General features: G+C 60.2%; 16 protein-coding genes and 2 pseudogenes. 5 read left to right on the top strand and 13 right to left on the bottom strand.

Annotation, left to right across the window (positions count from 1 at the left end; translation table 11 throughout):
- Positions 1-217 precede the first annotated feature (217 nt).
- The 3 genes from HMPREF1494_RS02725 (at position 218) to gnd (ending at position 3,197) form a co-directional block, all read left to right on the top strand.
- Complete coding sequence (locus tag HMPREF1494_RS02725) at positions 218-757, top strand: gluconokinase (protein ID WP_034519277.1); 540 nt, start codon at positions 218-220, stop codon at positions 755-757.
- Positions 758-820: 63 nt separating this feature from the next.
- A complete protein-coding gene (locus HMPREF1494_RS02720; RefSeq protein ID WP_003842758.1) occupies positions 821-2,149 on the top strand; it encodes a GntP family permease in 1,329 nt (442 codons plus the stop codon).
- 154 nt (positions 2,150-2,303) lie between these two features.
- Positions 2,304-3,197, top strand: a complete 894-nt coding sequence (gnd, locus tag HMPREF1494_RS02715) for a phosphogluconate dehydrogenase (NAD(+)-dependent, decarboxylating) (RefSeq protein WP_003837598.1) — start codon at positions 2,304-2,306, stop codon at positions 3,195-3,197.
- A gap of 56 nt (positions 3,198-3,253) precedes the next feature.
- On the opposite strand, the gene HMPREF1494_RS02710 is transcribed toward gnd, so the two are convergent.
- From HMPREF1494_RS02710 to HMPREF1494_RS02700, 3 genes are all read right to left on the bottom strand, one after another.
- Entirely contained in the window at positions 3,254-4,444 is a 1,191-nt protein-coding gene (locus HMPREF1494_RS02710; RefSeq protein WP_003842762.1) for a pyridoxal phosphate-dependent aminotransferase, read from the bottom strand.
- A 103-nt stretch (positions 4,445-4,547) separates the two neighbouring features.
- Positions 4,548-5,201 (bottom strand): TetR/AcrR family transcriptional regulator, encoded by a 654-nt coding sequence (locus HMPREF1494_RS02705; RefSeq protein WP_034519270.1) that lies wholly within the window; start codon positions 5,199-5,201, stop codon positions 4,548-4,550.
- Between the two features lie 126 nt (positions 5,202-5,327).
- On the bottom strand, positions 5,328-6,533 hold the full coding sequence (locus tag HMPREF1494_RS02700) for a DUF2974 domain-containing protein (protein ID WP_003837604.1): 1,206 nt from the start codon (positions 6,531-6,533) through the stop codon (positions 5,328-5,330).
- A gap of 257 nt (positions 6,534-6,790) precedes the next feature.
- On the opposite strand from HMPREF1494_RS02700, the gene HMPREF1494_RS02695 reads away from it, so the two are divergent.
- Positions 6,791-7,525, top strand: coding sequence for a putative ABC transporter permease (locus tag HMPREF1494_RS02695; RefSeq protein ID WP_003837606.1), 735 nt, complete (start codon positions 6,791-6,793; stop codon positions 7,523-7,525).
- Here HMPREF1494_RS02695 and HMPREF1494_RS02690 read toward each other — a convergent pair.
- On the bottom strand, positions 7,522-8,778 hold the full coding sequence (locus tag HMPREF1494_RS02690; RefSeq protein WP_034519264.1) for an Mbeg1-like protein: 1,257 nt from the start codon (positions 8,776-8,778) through the stop codon (positions 7,522-7,524). The two genes, HMPREF1494_RS02695 and HMPREF1494_RS02690, sit on opposite strands and share 4 nt — an antisense overlap.
- Before the next feature lie 52 nt (positions 8,779-8,830).
- Between HMPREF1494_RS02690 and HMPREF1494_RS02685 the strand changes: the two genes are divergently transcribed.
- On the top strand, positions 8,831-9,619 hold the full coding sequence (locus tag HMPREF1494_RS02685) for a mechanosensitive ion channel family protein (protein ID WP_003842766.1): 789 nt from the start codon (positions 8,831-8,833) through the stop codon (positions 9,617-9,619).
- A gap of 39 nt (positions 9,620-9,658) precedes the next feature.
- Here the strand turns inward: HMPREF1494_RS02685 and HMPREF1494_RS02680 are convergent, their stop codons facing one another.
- From HMPREF1494_RS02680 to HMPREF1494_RS02640, 9 genes and pseudogenes are all read right to left on the bottom strand, one after another.
- On the bottom strand, positions 9,659-10,792 hold the full coding sequence (locus HMPREF1494_RS02680) for a CPBP family intramembrane glutamic endopeptidase (protein ID WP_034519325.1): 1,134 nt from the start codon (positions 10,790-10,792) through the stop codon (positions 9,659-9,661).
- 89 nt (positions 10,793-10,881) lie between these two features.
- Positions 10,882-12,104: pseudogene (locus tag HMPREF1494_RS02675) on the bottom strand (ABC transporter ATP-binding protein).
- Entirely contained in the window at positions 12,104-12,985 is an 882-nt protein-coding gene (locus HMPREF1494_RS02670; protein ID WP_003845142.1) for an ABC transporter permease, read from the bottom strand. The pseudogene HMPREF1494_RS02675 and the gene HMPREF1494_RS02670 overlap by 1 nt, the downstream one beginning before the upstream one ends.
- A gap of 11 nt (positions 12,986-12,996) precedes the next feature.
- Positions 12,997-13,912: pseudogene (locus HMPREF1494_RS02665) on the bottom strand (ABC transporter permease).
- 1 nt (position 13,913) lies between these two features.
- Complete coding sequence (locus HMPREF1494_RS02660) at positions 13,914-15,071, bottom strand: ABC transporter substrate-binding protein (protein WP_034519259.1); 1,158 nt, start codon at positions 15,069-15,071, stop codon at positions 13,914-13,916.
- 161 nt (positions 15,072-15,232) lie between these two features.
- The gene (locus tag HMPREF1494_RS02655) at positions 15,233-16,369 is read right to left on the bottom strand and encodes a D-alanine--D-alanine ligase family protein (RefSeq protein WP_034519255.1); all 1,137 of its coding nucleotides are present in this window, start codon (positions 16,367-16,369) and stop codon (positions 15,233-15,235) included.
- 67 nt (positions 16,370-16,436) lie between these two features.
- Positions 16,437-17,435 (bottom strand): NAD(P)H-dependent glycerol-3-phosphate dehydrogenase, encoded by a 999-nt coding sequence (locus HMPREF1494_RS02650; protein WP_034519251.1) that lies wholly within the window; start codon positions 17,433-17,435, stop codon positions 16,437-16,439.
- Positions 17,436-17,548: 113 nt separating this feature from the next.
- Positions 17,549-18,430: a lysophospholipid acyltransferase family protein gene (locus tag HMPREF1494_RS02645; RefSeq protein WP_033489142.1), complete on the bottom strand. Its 882-nt coding sequence runs from the start codon at positions 18,428-18,430 to the stop codon at positions 17,549-17,551.
- Between the two features lie 174 nt (positions 18,431-18,604).
- A complete protein-coding gene (locus HMPREF1494_RS02640; protein ID WP_034519247.1) occupies positions 18,605-19,171 on the bottom strand; it encodes an HTH domain-containing protein in 567 nt (188 codons plus the stop codon).
- Positions 19,172-19,366 lie beyond the last annotated feature (195 nt).

Below are 19,366 nucleotides of genomic sequence, written 5' to 3'. Positions count from 1 at the left end.
GTTGCGCGGATTGTCCGCATGCCCTCTTTCCCATGGTGTCCACCATGTGTTTCCACCATTGATTTCCGCCATTTGTACTACCCGAATCATACCAAGTCACACGATTTTTCCGTTTCGTAGTACTTTTGATTTGACAGATACTACCTTTAAGATTTATAGTAGTCTCAATGTCGATGCGAAGCGGCAACGGCAGGCACACACTTGAAGGAGAGCGACAATGAGCATTCACGTAGTGGTGATGGGCGTTGCTGGCTGCGGCAAATCCACCGTTGCGGAGGCAATTCACGAACGACTCGGCTATGCGTACGCCGAAGGCGACGACTTCCACCCGCAGGCCAATATCGATAAGATGTCCGCCGGCATTCCCCTGACCGACGAGGACCGCTGGCCCTGGCTGCAGGTCATCAACAAATGGATGGTGGCACGCGAGGCACTCGGCGAGAACACCGTGGTCTCCAGCTCCGCACTGAAGCGCAGCTACCGCGAAGCACTGTCCGAGAACGTACCGACCTTCTTCATTCACCTCAGCGGCACGCAGGAACTCATCCAGCAGCGCCTGAACGAGCGCAAGGGGCATTTCATGCCACCGGCGCTTCTGCCGAGCCAGTTCGCCATCCTCGAGCCGCTCTCCCCCGACGAGAACGGCGTGGAGGTTTCCATCGAAGGCAGTGTGGACGCCATGGTGGAACGTGCGCTTGACGCTGTAAACGAGTATGCGCGATCCGTCACCCCGCAATCCCAGCAGCAGGCCGCCTAGACCGCAATCCCACGGCAATCCCGTCTTTTCCAAGCAACGCAGCACGTGAATCAAGGAGGATTCATGAATCTTATAGCCGCGGCGATCATCGGCATCGCCATCATCGTCATACTGATCGCGGTATGCAAGGTGCATCCGTTCCTTTCGCTCCTGGCCGGCTCGTTCGCCATGGCCGTATGCGCGGGAGTGGAATACGACAAGGCATTCGACAGCTTCACATCCGGCGTCGGATCGACGATCTCCAATGTGGGCCTGCTCATCGCGTTCGGCTCGATCATCGGCACGATCCTGTTCAAGTCCGGCGGTGCGGACACCATCGTCGACACCATCATGGATAAGACGCCGCTGCAACGCCTGCCTTGGGCCATGGCCCTGATCGCATTCATCGTCGGCATCCCGATGTTCTTCGAAGTCGGCGTGGTCATTCTCATCCCGGTGGTGCTCTTCGCCGCCCGCCGCGCCAAGACCCCGGTCATCCTGCTGGGCATTCCGGCCCTTGCCGGCCTATCCACCCTGCACGCTTTCGTGCCGCCGCACCCCGGACCGCTCACCGCCATCGGCGCACTGAACGCGAATCTCGGCATCACGTTGGCGCTTGGCCTGCTCGTAGCCATTCCGACCGTGATCATCTCCGGCCCGCTGTTCGGCAAGCTCGCCGCCAAGTGGGTGCCGATCTCCGCCCCCGAGAACAAGGCCGAAGCCGAAGCACCGAAATCCGCAGAGAACCGCCCGTCATTCGCTTCGGCCATCACCGTGATCATGTTACCGGTCGTGCTCATGCTCGCCGCCAGCGTGGTTGATCTGACCGGTCAGAGCGAAACCGTATGGGGCCGCGTGCTGGCATTCCTCGGCACCCCGCTCGTCGCACTGCTGCTCACCACGATCTTCGCGATGGTCGTACTCGGCTACCTGCAGAAGTTCACCCGCGACGCGGTCAACGGCATGGTCGGCCAGTCGTTCGGTTCGGTGGCCGGCATCATACTGATCGTCGCCGCCGGCGGCGGTTTCAAGCAGACCTTGGTCGATTCCGGCATCGGCGATGTGATTGCCAGCTCAATCACCGAGTCCGCCATGAACCCGCTGATCGCAGGCTGGCTGGTAGCCGTGCTCATTCGTCTCGCCACCGGTTCCGCGACCGTCGCCACCGTCACCGCATCCGGCATCATGGTGCCGCTCGCAACCGGCATGAGCCCGACGCATCTCGCACTGCTCGTACTCGCCATCGGTGCCGGATCCGTATTCTTCTCGCACCTCAACGACGCCGGCTTCTGGCTGGTCAAGGAATACTTCGGCATGACCGTCGGCCAGACGCTGAAGACCTGGTCGCTGATGGAGACCGTACTCTCGGTCGTCGGCCTTGGCGGAGTGATGCTGCTCTCGCTGGTCCTGTGACAATACTTGCCGTCCGTCCCGTCTTCCGCAACCTTCTTTCCTGCGTTGCGGAAGGCCAGGGAAGACGGAACGGGCGGCAACCTTTCCCAACAATCACCAATCGGATCCATATGCAATCCCCAACCCCTATCCCAACAGTAGAAAGAAGATCATCATGCAGCTCGGAATGATTGGCCTCGGCCGAATGGGTGGCAATATGGCGAAGCGCATCGCCGCGGCGGGCATCGACGTCGTCGGCTACGACCGTTCGCCCGAATCGGACCGCACCGTCGACAGCTTGGAAGCGCTGGTCGCCGCGCTCGACGCTCCCCGCATCGTATGGATCATGGTGCCGGCCGGCGAAGCGACCGACGGTACCGTCAACGAACTGGCCGAGCTGCTTGAGCCCGGCGACATGATCATCGACGGCGGCAACTCACGTTATACCGACGACACCCGTCATGCGGCACAGCTCGACGGCAAGGGCATTCGGTTCATGGACTGCGGCGTTTCCGGCGGCGTGTGGGGCATCGACCGCGGATATGCGCTGATGGTGGGCGGCAGCAAGGAGAATTTCGAATCGGCCCGCCCGATTTTCGAGGCATTGAAGCCGAAGGGCGACTCCGGTCTGGTGCTGGCCGGACCGGTCGGCGGCGGTCATTTCGCCAAAATGGTGCACAATGGCATCGAATACGGCATGATGCAGGCATTCGGAGAGGGTTTCGCCACCATGGTGAAGTCCGAGCTGGTCGAAGACCCTGCAGCCGTAATGTCTTCCTGGCGTGATGGATCGGTGGTGCAGTCGTGGCTGCTGGATCTGCTGGCGATCGCCTTCAGGACCGACCCGACGCTTGCCTCCATGCCGCCCGTCGCCAATGAATCCGGCGAAGCGAAGTGGATGATCGAGGCGGCGCTCGAGCTGGGCGTGCCTACGCCGGCGACCGCGGCCGCACTGTATTCCCGCCAGACCTCACGAGGCGGCGCGGACGACATTCTGCGCGTGGTGTCCACCATGCGCGCCCAGTTCGGCGGCCATGTCACCAAGATCGACGAAATCGCCACTCACTGAACGGCGTACGATCAACGGTACATGAGTGCTCCCTCATCAGAGGGAGCACTCGCCCGTCAACGCCCGTACACCTCGTGCACGAACCTTTCCAGTGCGGCGATGGAACGCTCCACCTTTTCCGTATCGATGCAGTAGGCCATACGGAAGTAGCCCGGCACGCCGAAGCTGTCGGACGGCACGAGAATCAGGTCGTAATCCTTGGCCTTCATGCAGAAGGCGTTGGCGTCGTCCTCCAACGCCTTCGGGAAGATGTAGAACGTGCCGCCGGGGCGCACCACTTCGAATCCGAGGCGGGTGAGCGCGTCGTACAGCAGGTTCATGTTCGTTTCATACACGGAAAGATCGCTGGTCTCGTCGACCACCTTGGCCACGCCCAGCTGGATGCTGGAACTCGGGCAGTTATGCCCGGTTCCGCGGCTGATCTGGCCGCACATCGGCACGATCAGCTCGGCATCGGTGGCACGTGGATTCACCGCCACATAGCCGATGCGCTCGCCCGGCAGGCTCAGCGACTTGGAGTACGAGTAGCACGAGAGCGTATTGTCGTAGAACGTGCTCGGGTACGGCTGGGTGCCGCCGTCGAATACGATTTCGCGATACGGCTCGTCGGAGATCAGGAAGATGTCGTGACCGTACTCAACCTGCTTCGCGCGCAGGAATTCAGCCAGTCGCGTCAACGTCTCGGCGGAATACACGGCACCGGACGGATTGTTCGGCGTATTGATGAGCACCGCGGCCACACCCGGGTTCATCGCGCCCTCGAACGCCTCGAAATTGATCTGGAAGTTCTGCGTATCGGCCGGCACCACGGTCAGACGCGCGCCGGTACCATCCACATACGGCTGGTATTCCGGGAAATACGGAGCAAAGGTGATCACCTCATCGCCCGGCTTGGTCACCACACGCAGCGCATGCGCCAGCGCGCCCGCCGCACCCGTGGTCGGGAAGATGTGGTCGGCCGTATAGTCCATCCCGAAGCGACGGTTCAGGCTTTCGGCGATCGCCGTACGCACCGACGGAATGCCCAACGACGGCGAATAGCCGTGCAGCGCCACCGGCTCGGCGGTGGCATACATGTCGGCCATCACATCGGTGAAGCTCTGCGGACACGGTACGCTCGGGTTGCCCAACGAGTAGTCGAACACGTTCTCGTAGCCGATTTCGGCCCCGCGTGCCGTCGCATACTCGCTGAGTTCACGGATCACGGATTTTCCGCCAAGCATGGCCTTGTAGGCTTCATTGATCATGGGCAACCTCCCTGTCGAGCTTTCGCGTAAACGGACGTAAACGTCTTCTTCGTTTCTACCACCGAAAAGTCACGACGGGCCGTCATGGTGTCATCTGACAGAATCACTGCCGGGGATTCGCACCGGGCACGAATCCGTTGCTGAAGATCCTGCGCCAATAGTCGAGCATGTTCGAGCGGGACATCGACATGAACATGCCTGCCGCGAGTACGGCGAGATCCTCGTTGAATACGGTGTCGATCGGCAGTTGCTCATGCGGTTTCGGCCAGCGCTGCAGCACCGCAAGCATGCCACCCACGGTGAAGTCGAGCATCAGATCGGTTTTGAGGTCCAGATGCTCGGCGTCGAGTCCGAGCACGCTGATCATGGTCAGGCGTCCGAAATCACGTAGCGATTCGATGAGTTCCGGCGAACTGTGCGGGCCGGCGAGCAGGGCCAGACGGTCCAGACGCTGACGTTGGTCGGGATCGCGCAGCAATGCGGTGATGTGCTTGCGCCATTCATCGTCAGGATTGAAGTTCGCACCCGGGCGGCTTGGGATCGGCGTGTTTTCCACTGCATGCAGGATGGCGGAATCGGCCAGTTCCGGCAGTCCGGAGAAATGATAGTAGAAGGAATTGCGATTCACGTCCGCAACGCGCACGATGTCGGTGACGGTGATCTTATGATAGTTGCGTTCGGCCAACAGTTCCCAAAACGCGTTTTCGAGACGTTCCTTGGCCGGCAGTATTTCGGAATCTCGACGTGGACGCGGCATAATTCCCCCTAAACCTAGCTAATTAGTCACGTTGCCTATACCCTCACTTTATTGTACAGACTGTCTACAACACTCCTCCGATGCGTGTCGTATTTCCCGCATTCCTCCCCTGCAGCAAGCGCGCCACTACTTGCGTTGTACCTTGGGATTGCGCGACAGCGCGGCCTGCAGCAGAATCATCAGCGCCTGATTGATATTGCGCCGATCCTCGCCGCTGAGTCCCACATATGTTCCGAGCATATCGGGAATCACCTTCGGCCCGGCCGCCACCATACCGGAGATGTTATCGGCCCCGGAGGCCGCCAATACCGAGAACAACGCGTCCACGGCATGCTCCCGTTGCTCTTCGGAAAGCCCCGAAAGCCAGCCGTTCAACGACTTGTTGAACGTCACGGAACTGTTCGCCACATCCTCGACCTTGGCGAATTCGCCGCCATGCATCTGCCACGAGAACGCGAAATGCTGCATGATGCCGTCCACATCGGACTTCACCACCATGCAACGCTCCGGCGTTTCAAGCACCATGCCCACCACCGAGGAATCCGGCACGATCTTGGTGATCCGCTCATGCACGCTCGCATACTCGAAACTGCGCACCACCGCCTCGGGGAAGCCGGGCCCGTCAAGCGAGTAGATGTGCTCAATGCGGTCCTTCACCTTGTCTTCCGCATTCATGGCGGCGTACACGGCAAGGTTGCCGCCCTTGGAATGGCCCGTCAGGATGATCGGCCCTCGCCATAGCTGCGCCACCTTGCCCAGATAGTCCGCCGCGGAGACCTGCGCCGGCACCGGATACCGGAAGGCCATGTTGAAGTCCTCTTTCCAGCCGACCAGCGAATCATCGGTACCGCGAAACGTCACGACCAACGTATTGTTCGGCAGCCGGTAGGTCACCGCCGCGAACTGCGTCTGTTCATCGCCGTCGAACTGTTCGCAGAACGCGCTCATCTCCACGTCCGCGAAACGTGGATTGGCCGCCACCGCACGGTAGAAGTCATGCGTGATCTGAGGATCGATCAGCCCCACGCTCTCGACATCATGGTCCGGCACGGCACGGTCATGATGCAGCTCGTCGTCGGCATGCGCGATGGTCACTCCGTGAAAAGGTGCGAACCGCAACGTTCTGAGCGATGCGATAGGCCTGCGGAACGAGAACGACTGCACTCGGCGGGCGAACGTACTGTACCTCGCATACAGTTCGTCAAGCGTCGGCACGCATTCGGGTACGTCGTCATACGAGAGCTGCGCCAGCACGAGCGCGTCGGCCGCACGGAACGGCAATGTTTCGAAACTACGCGTTTCGGTACGTGCATAGTCGATGATGTTGCCCATCCCCCGCTCCTTTCCGACGTTTGAGACGTTGCCAAATCAGGCCGGTCCGCGATAGAGGCCCTTATCGATGGCCGTCCCGGTGATCGCACTCCTTTCATTATGCGTCGATTTTCCCCTCCACCACCCGATATTCAGCGTTTTCCCAGCAATCTTCCGCGTAGAACCGAACCGACACTCGCTCACTGCAGGGTTTTCATCTTTCGGCGAGACAATCGCCCCATTCGACCGAACCATCGCGAAGGGTATAACCTGCGAATATGCGATTCGCGATTGAAAAGATTTTCCTGTGGTGGCTGTTCTACAGCGTGGTCGGTTGGGTATGGGAAACCGGCTTGAATCTGGTCTTACGCAAAAAATGGGTTGATCGTGGCATTCTGAACGGCCCGCTCTGCCCGATATACGGCTTCGGGGCGGCCTCGGTGATCGTTCTGCTGCATGATGTCGACAATCCGATCGCATTGTTCCTCAGTTCCGGCATGCTGGCCTGCACGCTGGAATATTTCTCATCGTGGGCCATCGAAAAGCTGTTCCACATAAGACTGTGGGATTACACCGGCAAACCATTCAATATCAACGGACGCATCTATCTGAACGGATTCCTGGCTTTCGGCATCGGCGCGGCCGTAGTCAAGGAATACGTGCAGCCGTGGGTTTCCGACGTACTTGATTCCTGGCAGCCGCTTACCTTGGATATTCTGACGATCATCTTCACACTCATACTCGTCACCGACATCTCACTTACGCTGTCCGGCCTGTTGAGTTTCGACAACCGCATCACCCAGCTGCAACGCGAACTTGCGCAATATGAGGCCCGCGGCCGCGAGCGCTTCGACGAGAAATTCGCCGCCACCGAGGCTCGCGCACGCAAGGTGCTGAGCTGGCAGCAGCAGCGTCTGATTCAGGCGTTCCCGACCATGACATCCGTACGGGACTCCCGCATCATGCAACGTGTGCGCGAATCCATGTCCCGCCACGATTCCCGCACACGCTAGCGCGGATCGAGGGCTTTGGCCGCACTGGCGGGAACGGCTTTGAGCACGTCGCGGATGAGCGCGCGGGTCTCTCGGTCCGTGCCTTTGGCCGCGGCGAGAATCTTAGGCAGCGAATCCGTCCAGTTCGCGGTCAGATCGGCGATATTCGCATACCCCGCCGCCGCGAAGATTTCGTATAGTTGGTCGATTGCCCGCCCGCGCCGTTCCCGCCCTACCGTGTCCAGCCACGTGTCGATGGTCTTCTTCACGACCTGCGCGCCGCCCGACAGTCCGCTCGCCCGTTCGAACGCACCGTCGGCCACCTGCCAGCTCGCGCCGAGATGCTGCATGATGCCGATGGCGTCGGCCTTGACCACGGTATAGTGTGCGGACGTTTGCAGCAGCATGCCCACAATCGACGATTCCGGTACCGTCTTGTCGATTCGCCCGCTGATGGCACGGTAGGCCTGACCATCCACCATGGCCTGCGGCAACCCGGGACCGTCATGCGAATAGATTCTTGGGATTCTGCCATTACGGCCTACCACCGTACCGCCCAACGCCGGCATCAATCCCAGATTCCTTGCCTGTTCGCAGGATTCCTCGATATCATGCTGCGCGACCAGCATGGCCGCATATGCGGCCATATTGCCACCCTTGGAATGCCCGCCGATCATGATGTCAGGTGCCGAAGAGACGGATAGGAATCCTGCGGAACGCTCCATGATCGAATCCACGTATCGGTATGCGGATTCCTGTGACGGCACCGGGCAACGCACCGCCATGTTGAAATCCTCCTTCCATCCGACGAGCGTACCGTCCGTGCCACGAAAGGCGACATACAGCAATCCCGCCGCGCCGGCCGACGAATCGGCCGAATCATCGGAGTCCGGCGAAGCCACGGCATGCGGGCAATCACCCAGATCGAATGTCATCGCGGCGAACTGCTGTTCCCTGCACGTATCAAGACGCTCGGCATACTCGCCGACGCGCAGTCCGCGGAATCGTGGCGATTCGCATACGGCACGCAGCAATGCAAGCCGATAATCGTTCATATCGCCGGAATTCGAAGCGAACATGGCCGGGTAGTCCTCGGCGCGCAGCAACCGCGCAATCGGCACGGTCGCCACTGATTTGGCCGCCTCGAACGCAGGCACCAGTCCGGAAAGACACATGTATGACAGTTCGGAAAGCACCAGCGAATCGACATTGCTGAATTCCAGCTCACCGAATGTGCGGAATTCCGAACGCACATAATCCACGACATTGCCCATACCACAACTCTAGTCCGTCAACGCCCATGCGGCGTGCGTTAGACTAAGCCACATGGATCCGCTTGAAATCATATGGAAATGGCTACAGTCCAACTATGGGAAGCTCGTATTCCTTGCCATCGTCGTGCTGATCGCCATCATCATCGACAAGGCGCTTACGCGCGTGGTACGCAAGATTCTCGACCGTTCGCAGGTGCCGAACGCCTCGATCTTCGTGAATATCCTGCGCGTGGTCGTATGGGTGCTGGCGGTGGCGACCGTGCTGCAGCCGGTATTCGGCGTGAATCCGACCACCCTGTTCACCGCCCTCGGCATCGGCGGTCTCGCCGTCTCCCTTGGCTTGAAAGACACGATCGCCAACGTGATCGGCGGCTTCGGCCTGATGCTCGGCCATGTGATCCAGCCCGGCGACTACGTAAGCGTTTCCGGCACGAAAGGCGTCGTCAAAGACATCAACTGGCGTCAGACCATCGTCAGGGAACGCAACGGCAATGAAATGGTGATCCCGAATTCGATTCTGAACACCGCTTCGCTCGAAAAGCTCGATCCGATCAACGAATGCCTGGTGCAGGTGCCGTTCACCGCGAAGGCCGGCATCGATCCCGATCAGATGGAACAAGACATCATCGCCGCCGTCGAGAAGGAGACGAAGGGCCTCGCGAATACGCAATACCCCACAAAGGTAAAGCTCACCGGATTCTCGCCGTATGGCATCGAAGGCATGGTCTATGCCTTCGCAAAAAGCGATCTGCTGCTTTCGACCATGGCCGACGCCGTAGCTCGCGCCATCGCCAACGCCGAGTATTTGGAGCATGGCGCCATCGCCACAGACGAGCAGTAACGCTCCTCTAGCTCAGGCGCATACCTTCCAATCGTCCATTCATACCATGGAGGCGATGAGCGTCAATGCGGTCAACGCCACCGTCAGTATGATGAACGCCACCATGCCTGAATTGCCCAGCGCCGTGCCGACCCGGGTACCACGCGGCAGTTCTTCCGGCGCGGTATAGAATTCCAGATGCTTGGCTTCACGTACCAGCAGTATGACGCCCGCAATGATCAGTCCCAGCATGCACAGGCCGTACAGCATCACGATAAGCACCACACCGGCCACCTGCGCGCCGGCACCGGCGCCATTCGAAGACATCATGCTCAACGTTTTCGCGTCCATGCGCGAAGCCACCCACGGCGCGATCACGCCCCCGTTGAAATTGAACAGCATGTGCATGGCCACGCTGTAGCGCAACCGGCTCGTGCGCGTGTACACATAGCCGAACATCAGGCCAAGCATGAACGCATACAGCGCCTGGTACAGGTTCATATGGAACAGTGCGAACGCCAATGCCGAGAACAGGATCGCGGTCTTCTCACCGTATCTGCGCAGTCTGCTGATGAGCTGTTTGCGGAACATCCATTCCTCAAAGATCGGTGCACAGATTACCAGGAACACCACATTCCAGATGTCGATCTGCGAGACGACGTCCGCAAGGTTGTTGTTCGCCCTTCCTCCTGACAGGAGCATCGCAAGTATGACGCTGACGATATTGGCCACATAGACGAGCGGCAGTATCATGACGAACAACATGAAGAAACGCTTCGGCCCAAGTCTGAATTCACGTGTCGGCAACGCCGGCACAGTGCGCATGAGCAGCCAAGCCAGCGGCATGGCAACGCAGTATAGAGGCATGCTGGAACACAGATAGATGGCCCAGTTCGGCATGCTGCTGGCATGCTGCAGTACGGTGGAGCGCAACAGCGCCGAAACGATGACCGCGAGCCCTTCCCACGCGACGACCATTGCGCACATGCCCCAGCCGATCCGTGAAAAGTTGCGTTTGGCGTCCTTCAGCCATGCATGGAAATCATAAGGCGATGCCGGTTGCGGGTACGGCTGCTGAGGCGGCATCTGTTGAGGATATTGCGACCGTGGCTGTGGATATTGCGGATACTGCGGCTGCTGCGGTGGGTACTGCGGATACTGCGGTGGGTATTGCGGCTGTTGCGGAAAAGTCATGGTCATCCTCGGCTTCACGAGAAACAAAATGCGTCGATGCTCAGGACTTTAGTACAAAAGTCTGAGCATCGACGCCAATCCCGTCATTTTTACACGGCGAGCGCGGCAATGGGCCGCGGAGCGACCATCACTTCGGAGCCAACGGTCAGACCGGACGGCAGCTCGTTGGCCGGCACCTGCACGGTCACGCGCAATGCCGCACCATCCTCGCCACCGAGTCCGCGGTATTCCGCTGCCATGATGCGCACGTCCACACGGGCCAGCGCCCCCAGGAAGTGCACCATCTCCACGCGTCCCACTTCACCGGCGCCGGAACCTGATCCGGCAACGCCGGCCTCATGCATCGCGATCGTCATGTTTTCCGGACGTACCAATACCACGGCGCCTTCCTTGCGGGAGAACCTTCCAGCAGCGGCACACGTTGTCCGAACACCACCGCCTCCGCACCGTTGGAGATGCCCGGCAGTCGGTTCGTCAAGCCGATGAATGTCGCCACATACTCGGTTTCCGGACGACGGTACAGCGTCTGCGGGTCGGCGATCTGCTCGATGCGTCCGTGGTTCATCACGCCGATCCGGTCGGCCACCGCAAGCGCTTCTTCCTGATCGTGCGTCACGAATACGGTGGTGGTGCCCGCCTCGAGCTGGATGCGACGGATCTCGTCGCGCAACTGCACGCGCACCTTGGCATCCAACGCGGATAGCGGTTCGTCAAGCAGCAGCACACGCGGGTTCACGGCCAACGCACGCGCCAACGCGACGCGTTGCTGCTGACCTCCCGACATCTGCTGCGTATACTTTCCGGCCTGGTCCGCGAGACCGACCAGATCAAGTTTCTCCATGGCAAGGTGACGACGCTCCGCACGGGTCACGCCTCGAATTTCCAGCCCGAATTCCACGTTCTGCAGGGCTGTCATATGCGGAAACAGCGAATACGCTTGGAACACCATGGCCATGTCACGCTTGTTGACGGGCACACCGGTCACATCTTGGCCGCCGACGAGAATACGGCCGGCCTGAATGTCCTCCAACCCGGCAAGCGAGCGCAATGCAGTGGACTTGCCGCAACCGGAGCCGCCGAGCAGTACGACCATCTCTCCCGGCTTGATTTCCAAGTTGAAATCATTAAGTGCCTTCACGTTCGAACCGGGGTAGATCTTATCGACGCCCAGCATCTGCACGCCGCCACCGCGCGCCTCGGAATCCTTGAGCACGGCCTTGGCGGCTTCGGTCACCATGTTGGCGTCGGGTTCGACATCGGTGAATGCTTCTGCGGTATGTGCCACCACCGCTTTCTGTTCGGCAAGAGACATTACTTGTCACCTTCCTTGGATCGACGTATCGCGTCGGAAATCAGATCGAGGGCCACCAGCAGGATCACGCCGAACAACAGTGCCAACAGTGACATTGCGGTGGAGATTTGGGAGTTGGATTGGCCAAGCTGATAAAGCGCGACCTGCAGATTCATACGGCCGAGCAGTGAGGCGACGGTGTATTCGCCCAGTACCACGGCGATGGAAATGAACGATGCGGACAGGATCGACTGCCACAGGTTCGGAATGAGCACGCGGAAGAATACGCGTGGCCATGATGAGCCGAGCGAGCGCGAAGCCTCGCATAGCGTCTTCACATCGATGGAGTTCAGTCCCACCGCAAGCGCGCGGAAGGCGAACGGCATGACCAGCACCACGTAGGCGAAGCACAGCCAGATCGGATTGGTGCTGAGTACGTCGGCCGACAGCCATCGGTAGATTGGCCCAAGACCAACCACGAGCACGATGGCCGGGATGGTCAGCGGCAGCGTGGCCACCCACTCGATGATGCGTTCGAGCCGTCGGGAACGGATGTGGACGATCACCATGGTCGGCACGAGCAACGCCAGCATGATCGCCACGGTCACCACGCACAGTGCGAGCGAAGTGCCGAGGCCACTCCACAACGTGGTCAGATCCGCACCGAGCGCACTGCCGTCGCCGGTGAAGATGGCAATCCACGGGTCAAGACTCCACTTGCCCGACAACGGATGCCGAATGGTGAACAGAAACATGGATACGAGCGGCACGAACAGGAACAGCAGCGTCACGCCAAGAATCACGGTTTTGATGATGCGTTGCTTGGCCACACGGGCCGCACGTAGCTGCGGCGGCATCTGCTTTGCCTGCGGTGATGCGGTTTTCTGCGATTGCGTCGTCATCGGTGTCGCGTTCACTGCCATTGTCCGGCCCTCTTTTCCACGGCGTGACTCATCAGCATGACCACCGCTACGACCACGATCATGGCGAAGGCGAGCACTTGCGCGAACCCCCTGCTGATTCGGATCCATTTCGTTGCGCATCGCGCCCTGAATCATCAGCGGCACAAGAATCGAGCGCTGTGAGAACAGCGCGGCCGCGGTGGCGTAGGCGGAGAACGCACTGGCGAACAGCAGCAGGAACGCGGAGATGAAACGGGGCGCGAGAATCGGCCCGGCTACACGGGTCCAGTATTGGAAGGTGTTGCCGCCGAGGCTTTCGGTGGCTTCACGCCACTGCGGGCGAATCGAATCGACCGCAGGCAGGAAGATGATGATCATCAGCGGAATCTGGAAGTAGCAGTAGATGGTGATCAGGCCCGGCAGTGAACTCAGCCAGTTCGGGTTCACGGTAAGTCCGGTCAGTTGCTTGATCAGCACAGTGCCCATGCCGTTGATGCCGATGGTGGCGATGAACGCGAAAGCAAGCATCACACCGCCAAACTGGGCGAGCACGGAGGAGATGGCGGAGATCATACGGCGAAGCAGACCGTTGGGTTTGGAGCCAATCACCAAGGCATAGCTGGCAAGCGCACCCACGATCGCACCGATCACGGCGGATGCCAGCGATACGAGAATCGACGTAGCGAACGCCGCGATGGTGTTCGCTTCGAACAGTTTGGCGAAGTTGGCTATGGTGAAACCGCCGTCGGCCGCCTGGAAGGCGCCGATCACCACGATGGCGGTCGGTGCGAGCAGGAAGCATGCGGTGTAGGCGAAGAACGGGATGGATACGGCGAAGGTGCCGAGTTCACGCTTGTGCGCGGAAAGCGAGATGGCGGAGGAGCCCGCGCGGTTGGCGCGAGCTCCTGAGGTGAGAGCTGCGGTCATGTCAGTTACCGATGGTCTTGTCCCAATTGTTCTGCAGCCACTCGGTGATGCGGGTGGAGTCTTCGTTGGTGTAGCTCACCGGATCGCCTTCGATGGTGATGGCGGACTTCAAGGTGTCCTGGTCGACGGTGCCATCTTCCTTCATGGAGTCGAGCAGAACCGGGTTGGCACCGCCCTTGAACCATTCGTTCTGGGCGTCGGCGCTGTACAGATATTCCTCCCACAGGCGGGCTGCGGCCGGATGCGGGGCGTCCACGTTGATGGCCTGGTTGTAGTAGCTGACCACCTGCGCGTTCTTGAAGGTCTTGTACTTCCAGTTCACGCCCTTTTCCTTCAGGCTCTTCTGATAGGAGGCCTGATTGTAGGTCCAGTCCATCACCACGCCGGTCTGGCCGGAGTCGATGGTGCCATCGGTCACGTCGACGGTGGTAAGGTTGCCGCAATCCTTGAGTTTCTTGAAGAAGTCAAGGCCCGGCTGCAGGTTGTCGATGTCGCCGCCGGCAAGCTGGTTGATCATCAGGTAGCCGTTGAATGCGGCGCCGGCTTCGGCGGGCTTGCCATTCAGGGCCACGGTTCCGGCGAATTTCGCATCGGTCAGATCGTCGATGGAGTTGATGTCACCGTACTTGTCGGCATTCCAGCCGATCGACATGATGCCGGTGTAGTCGGCGTAGTACTTGCCGTCCTTATCCTTGGCGGAGTCCGGAATCTTGTCCCAGGCCTGCACCTTGTAGGAGGCGAAGTTGTCGGTGCTGGTGGAGGCCACCGCCAAGCCGAGATCATACACGTCCGGGGCGGCGTCGGTGCCCTTGTTGGTCTTGCCGGCGTCCACTTCCTCCTTGGAGGATGCGTTCGGGTTCTGTTCGTTGACCTTGATCTTCGGATACTTCTTCTTGAAGCCGTTGATGACCTCACCATAGTTGGACCAGTTGTGAGGCAGGGCGATGACGTTGAGCGCGCCTTCCTTTTCGGCGGCGGCCACGAGATCGTCCATGGTGCCGAAGTCTTCAAGTGAGGTGGCGGAGGCGGACTTCTCGTCCACGCTCACGGCCTTGCCGCTGGTTTCAAAGGAACTGTTGCTGCTCGAGCCGCAGGCGGCCATGGAGAATGCGAGCACGGCGGCGATCGAGCCGGCGGCGAACTTACGCAGAGAAATCATGTCTTTCCTTGTTGTCTTTCTTCGTACTGACAACAAGGAACTTAACGATGATGATTAACGCCGGGCTGTCGTTACAGTGAAGCCGAAGCAATATTTAGGAATATTTCCATGTCACTTCGGCAAATTTCCGGTAAACCTGTCGTGCCGACTTCGCCGGTCGACTACTCCAGCACGCCTTCGATGAGGGTGGAGATCAGATCGGTATAGCTTACGCCTGTGGCGTCCCACGCCTTGGGATACATGGAAATCGGCGTGAAGCCCGGCATGGTGTTGATTTCGTTGACCATCACCTTGCCATCGGCCGTCACGAACGTGTCCACACGGCTTAGGCCTGTGCCATCGACCGCTTTGAACGCCTTCTTCGCGGTTTCACGCACCAGTTCGAGCGTCTCCTGAGGCAGGGCCGCAGGCACTTCCACATGGCTCGCCTCGGCGTCCATGTATTTGCTGTCGAAATCGTAGAACTGATCGTCGCCGCCGGCACGCTTGTCAAGCACAATCTCACCCGGCCAGCTGGCACGCGGTTCGTCGCCGGCTTTCGGGCACAGCACCGCACATTCGATCTCACGAGCGTCGATGCCTTGCTCGACCAGCACACGCCAATCATGGTGGGACGCTTCGAATACGGCGGCGACCAGTTCGGCGGCGTCACCCTCGCGTTCCACCTTGGTCACGCCGAAGCTGGAACCGGCACGGGACGGCTTGACGAACAGCGGATACCGCAATCCCACAGCCTGTACCGCGGCCAACATCGTTTCGCCGTTTGCGGCAAATGCGCAAGCTGCATCGTAATCGCGTGCATCCAACGTAATGCCGGGGGCGACCGGAATGCCGGCGGCAGCCAGCAGCACCTTCGTATAGTGCTTGTCCATGCAAGCGGCGGAGGCGAACACACCGCAACCCACGTACGGCACGTTCATCATTTCGAACAGACCCTGGATGGTGCCGTCCTCGCCATACGGGCCGTGCAGCACCGGCAACACCGCGTCCACATGGCCAAGGGAGGTCAGCGTACCGTCGGCCTCATGCGCGAAGAAACCGTCTTGGCCGAGAGCCACGTCAAGCACCACGTCCTTGGCGGTATCGGTTTTCCTGACGATTGGCATGCCTTCGCTCATGTTCCAGCCGCGCGGATCCTCACCGTCGACAATCCACTGGCCGGTTTTGGTGATGCCGACCGGAATCGCCTCGAACTTCTCCACATCCAGCGCACGCAGCACCCCTGCGGTGGAGATGCACGAAATCGAATGCTCATCGGCCTTGCCGCCATACATCACCACAATGCGCTTCTTAGCCATGTTCCGCCCTTTGACTAGCCTTTGCGTTTACCACACCAGCATACTATTCGCCGCTTACTCCGTCTTCTTACTCTTCGCTGATGCCTTCATCGAAGAGTTCGGAGAGCATCTGGGCGCAGGAGATGCCGTCGGAGAGCACGTGGCTCATGGCGGTGGCGAGCGGGGTGGCCACGCCGTATTGCTTGCCCAAGACCACGACCGCATCGGTGGTCGGCACGCCTTCGGCCACACCGTTGCTGACCTTGGTGGCTTCTTCAACGCTCAGGCCCTTGCCCAGATTGGAGCCGAACGTGTAGTTGCGGCTCAGTGGGGAACCGCAGGTGGCGATCATATCGCCCACGCCGGCGAGTCCGGCGAAGGTCTTCGGATCGGCGCCGGCCGCCGCACCCAGTGCGGTCAGTTCGGCGAGGCCTCGGGTCTCGATCATGGCCGCGGTGTTCTCGCCGTAGCCGGCACCGCGGGCCATGCCCACGGCGAGTGCCACCACGTTCTTGAGCGATCCGCACATTTCCAGGCCGATCACGTCGCGCGTCACGAAGGCGCGGAAATAGTCGGTGGAGCAGGCGGCGGCGATGGTGCGGGCGTTGTCGAGGTCGGTGCAGCCCACTACGGTGGCGGCCGGTTCGCGGTCGGCGATCTGCTTGCTCAGGTTCGGTCCGGAGATGGCCGCGAAACGTTCCGCCGGCAAATCCAGGGTTTCGGTGACGACTTCGTCCATACGCTTGCCCGTGGAACGTTCGATGCCCTTCATCAGCGATGCCACGAGCGCCGTCTTGGGAATGAGGTCCTTGAATTCCTGCAAGGCCACGCGCGCGAACTGCGCCGCGATGGCCACGATGATGATGTCGGCGTCACGCACGGCCTCGGCCCGGTCGCCGGTCGCGGTCATGTTGCTCGGCAGCACCGCCACGCTGGGCAGGCGCACGCCGTTGTGATGGTGGTCGCGGATGCCTTCCACGATTTCCGGCTCGATGGCCCACATGGTCACGTTGTTGCCCGCGTCGGCCAGCACCTGGCCGAAGGTCGTTCCCCAAGCACCTGCGCCCAGTACCGTCACGTTCGTCATTGTTTCGCTCCTTGGATCGCTCCCGCGGATTACCGCCTTCAACGTTGCTTCCCCTATGCTACAGCCGACTCGGTATGGAATCCGCCGTTTGCGCCGGCAAAGGTGAGCCCCGCTTACTCCCTCACGCGCCTCATGGTGCGGTAGTCCCAATAGCCGTCAGGTGCTTGCTCGCCGCGGATTTCGGCCATGATTTCGGTCATGCGCACGCGGATGCGGCGGGTCAGCTCATCGGCCAGGTGTTCCGGCACGCTCTCGCCCCACTCGGAAGAGCCCTCCAGCAGATCCGCATAATCCAGCGCCGCGTCGTAGCACATCACCACGTTCTTGCGCGGCCACGGCCAGAAGTGGTTGATGCTTGCCGCACCCCACGTCACGGAGCAGAACAGCGGTACTTGGTAGCCGAGTCTGCGTGAGGATTCCAGCGCTATCACGCCCACGCCGTTCTTCATGCTCATCGGCCACTTCTGGGGGTCGCGCGTCACGGTGCCTTCCGGCCACACGGTCAGCGGTCGTCCGGAGGTCAGAATTTCGATCGACGTCTCTTCGATGGCCTTTGCCTTACCTGAACGTCTCTGCACGGGCTGCATGCCGACCAGCTGGAACCATTTGCCGATCAGCGGCCAGGTCGCCATTTCGGCTTTCGCCATGTAACGGGGGCGGCGTCCCTGATGGAACAGGCCGACCATCGGCACGAACACGTCGTACATGGTCACATGCGTCGCCGCGGTGATGAACGGACCGGTTTCCGGCACATGCTCAAGCCCCCACGCGCGCACCTTGCTGCGGTTGCGGAGCACCACGTCGCAGCCGGTCAGCAGCCGGTGCGTAGCCTTGGGATTCTGCGCTTCGATTTCCGCCGTATTGGCCGTTCGCGGTCCGGTCGGAAAGTCACGGGTGGGATCGACCAGATGATGTGCCGCCGCCAGTTTCGCCACCTGCGCGTCGCTTAAGGGCTTTACCGCCGACCTCGGTGAGGGTTTTCCTTTAGATGCCATACCCACCATTGTAGGTGGAGATGCCCGACCACCCCGCACAGGTCAAACAAAAGACGACGGGCGTAGCGGCCGCTTCACTTACCGCTACTACCCGTCGTCTTTTGGATTGGTTGGCTACAGGCTCGCCTCATGTCCGCAGTTCGCACATCTACCAACCTGGTCTTGTCAGTCCCCTCAGTCGGTCGCCGCCGCGGTTTCGGTCGCGACATTCCTGGCAGCGGCGACATCGGTCAAATGTTCGATGCGACGCTGCAACTCGGCCACCTTCTCTTGCAGGGCGGTGATCTGCTGCACCTGCTGGTAGATGATCAAGTCGCGCACGTCGAACATTTCGCGACCGGATTTGCTGGTGCTGATCGCTGCGAACGCCGCGTTGGCGATGTCGTAGCTATCAAGCACGGATTTCGCATCGATGCACCCCACCCGCCCGGAGGCAGCGGTATCGACGCCGTCTTCGCCACTGGCGTTGGCATCGATCCTTGCGGCTTCATCGACAATGGATTTGGTGGTCTTCCAGCGTGCAATGCAACGTTCGATGCGCTTCGCCCCGATAAGGGACGGATCGAGCCCCGCATCGCGGAAGATCTTGCGGGCCGATTCCCCCTTGAGGTAACGGCGTACGCATTCGACCTTGAATCGGTCGGAATAGGTGATGCGAGTGGCACTCACCTCTTTCACAGCCGGAAGAGACCGCAGGTAAGCGGCCTCTTTGAGCGTGAACAGCCCTTGACTGCCTGCCATAATAACCCCCTTGAAAACTGCCTAGGGTTATTTCTACGCCACGAAGCGTATCAAAACCGTACCTCACCGGTGGTTTTGAACGGCCATTATCCCCCGATAACACCCTTCGTTATCATCCATTCCACCCTTTCGTATTCAAGAAAACCCCTGAAATAGGGGAAACGGGGGTGCGATACCCAAAAACAGCACCCCCCC

The organism is Bifidobacterium sp. MSTE12 (genome assembly GCF_000513015.1).
In the GTDB taxonomy this organism is placed as follows: Bacteria; Actinomycetota; Actinomycetes; order Actinomycetales; family Bifidobacteriaceae; genus Bifidobacterium; species Bifidobacterium dentium.
The sequence above is the reverse complement of the archived record's forward strand: the minus strand, read 5'-3'. Positions and strand labels throughout refer to the sequence as shown.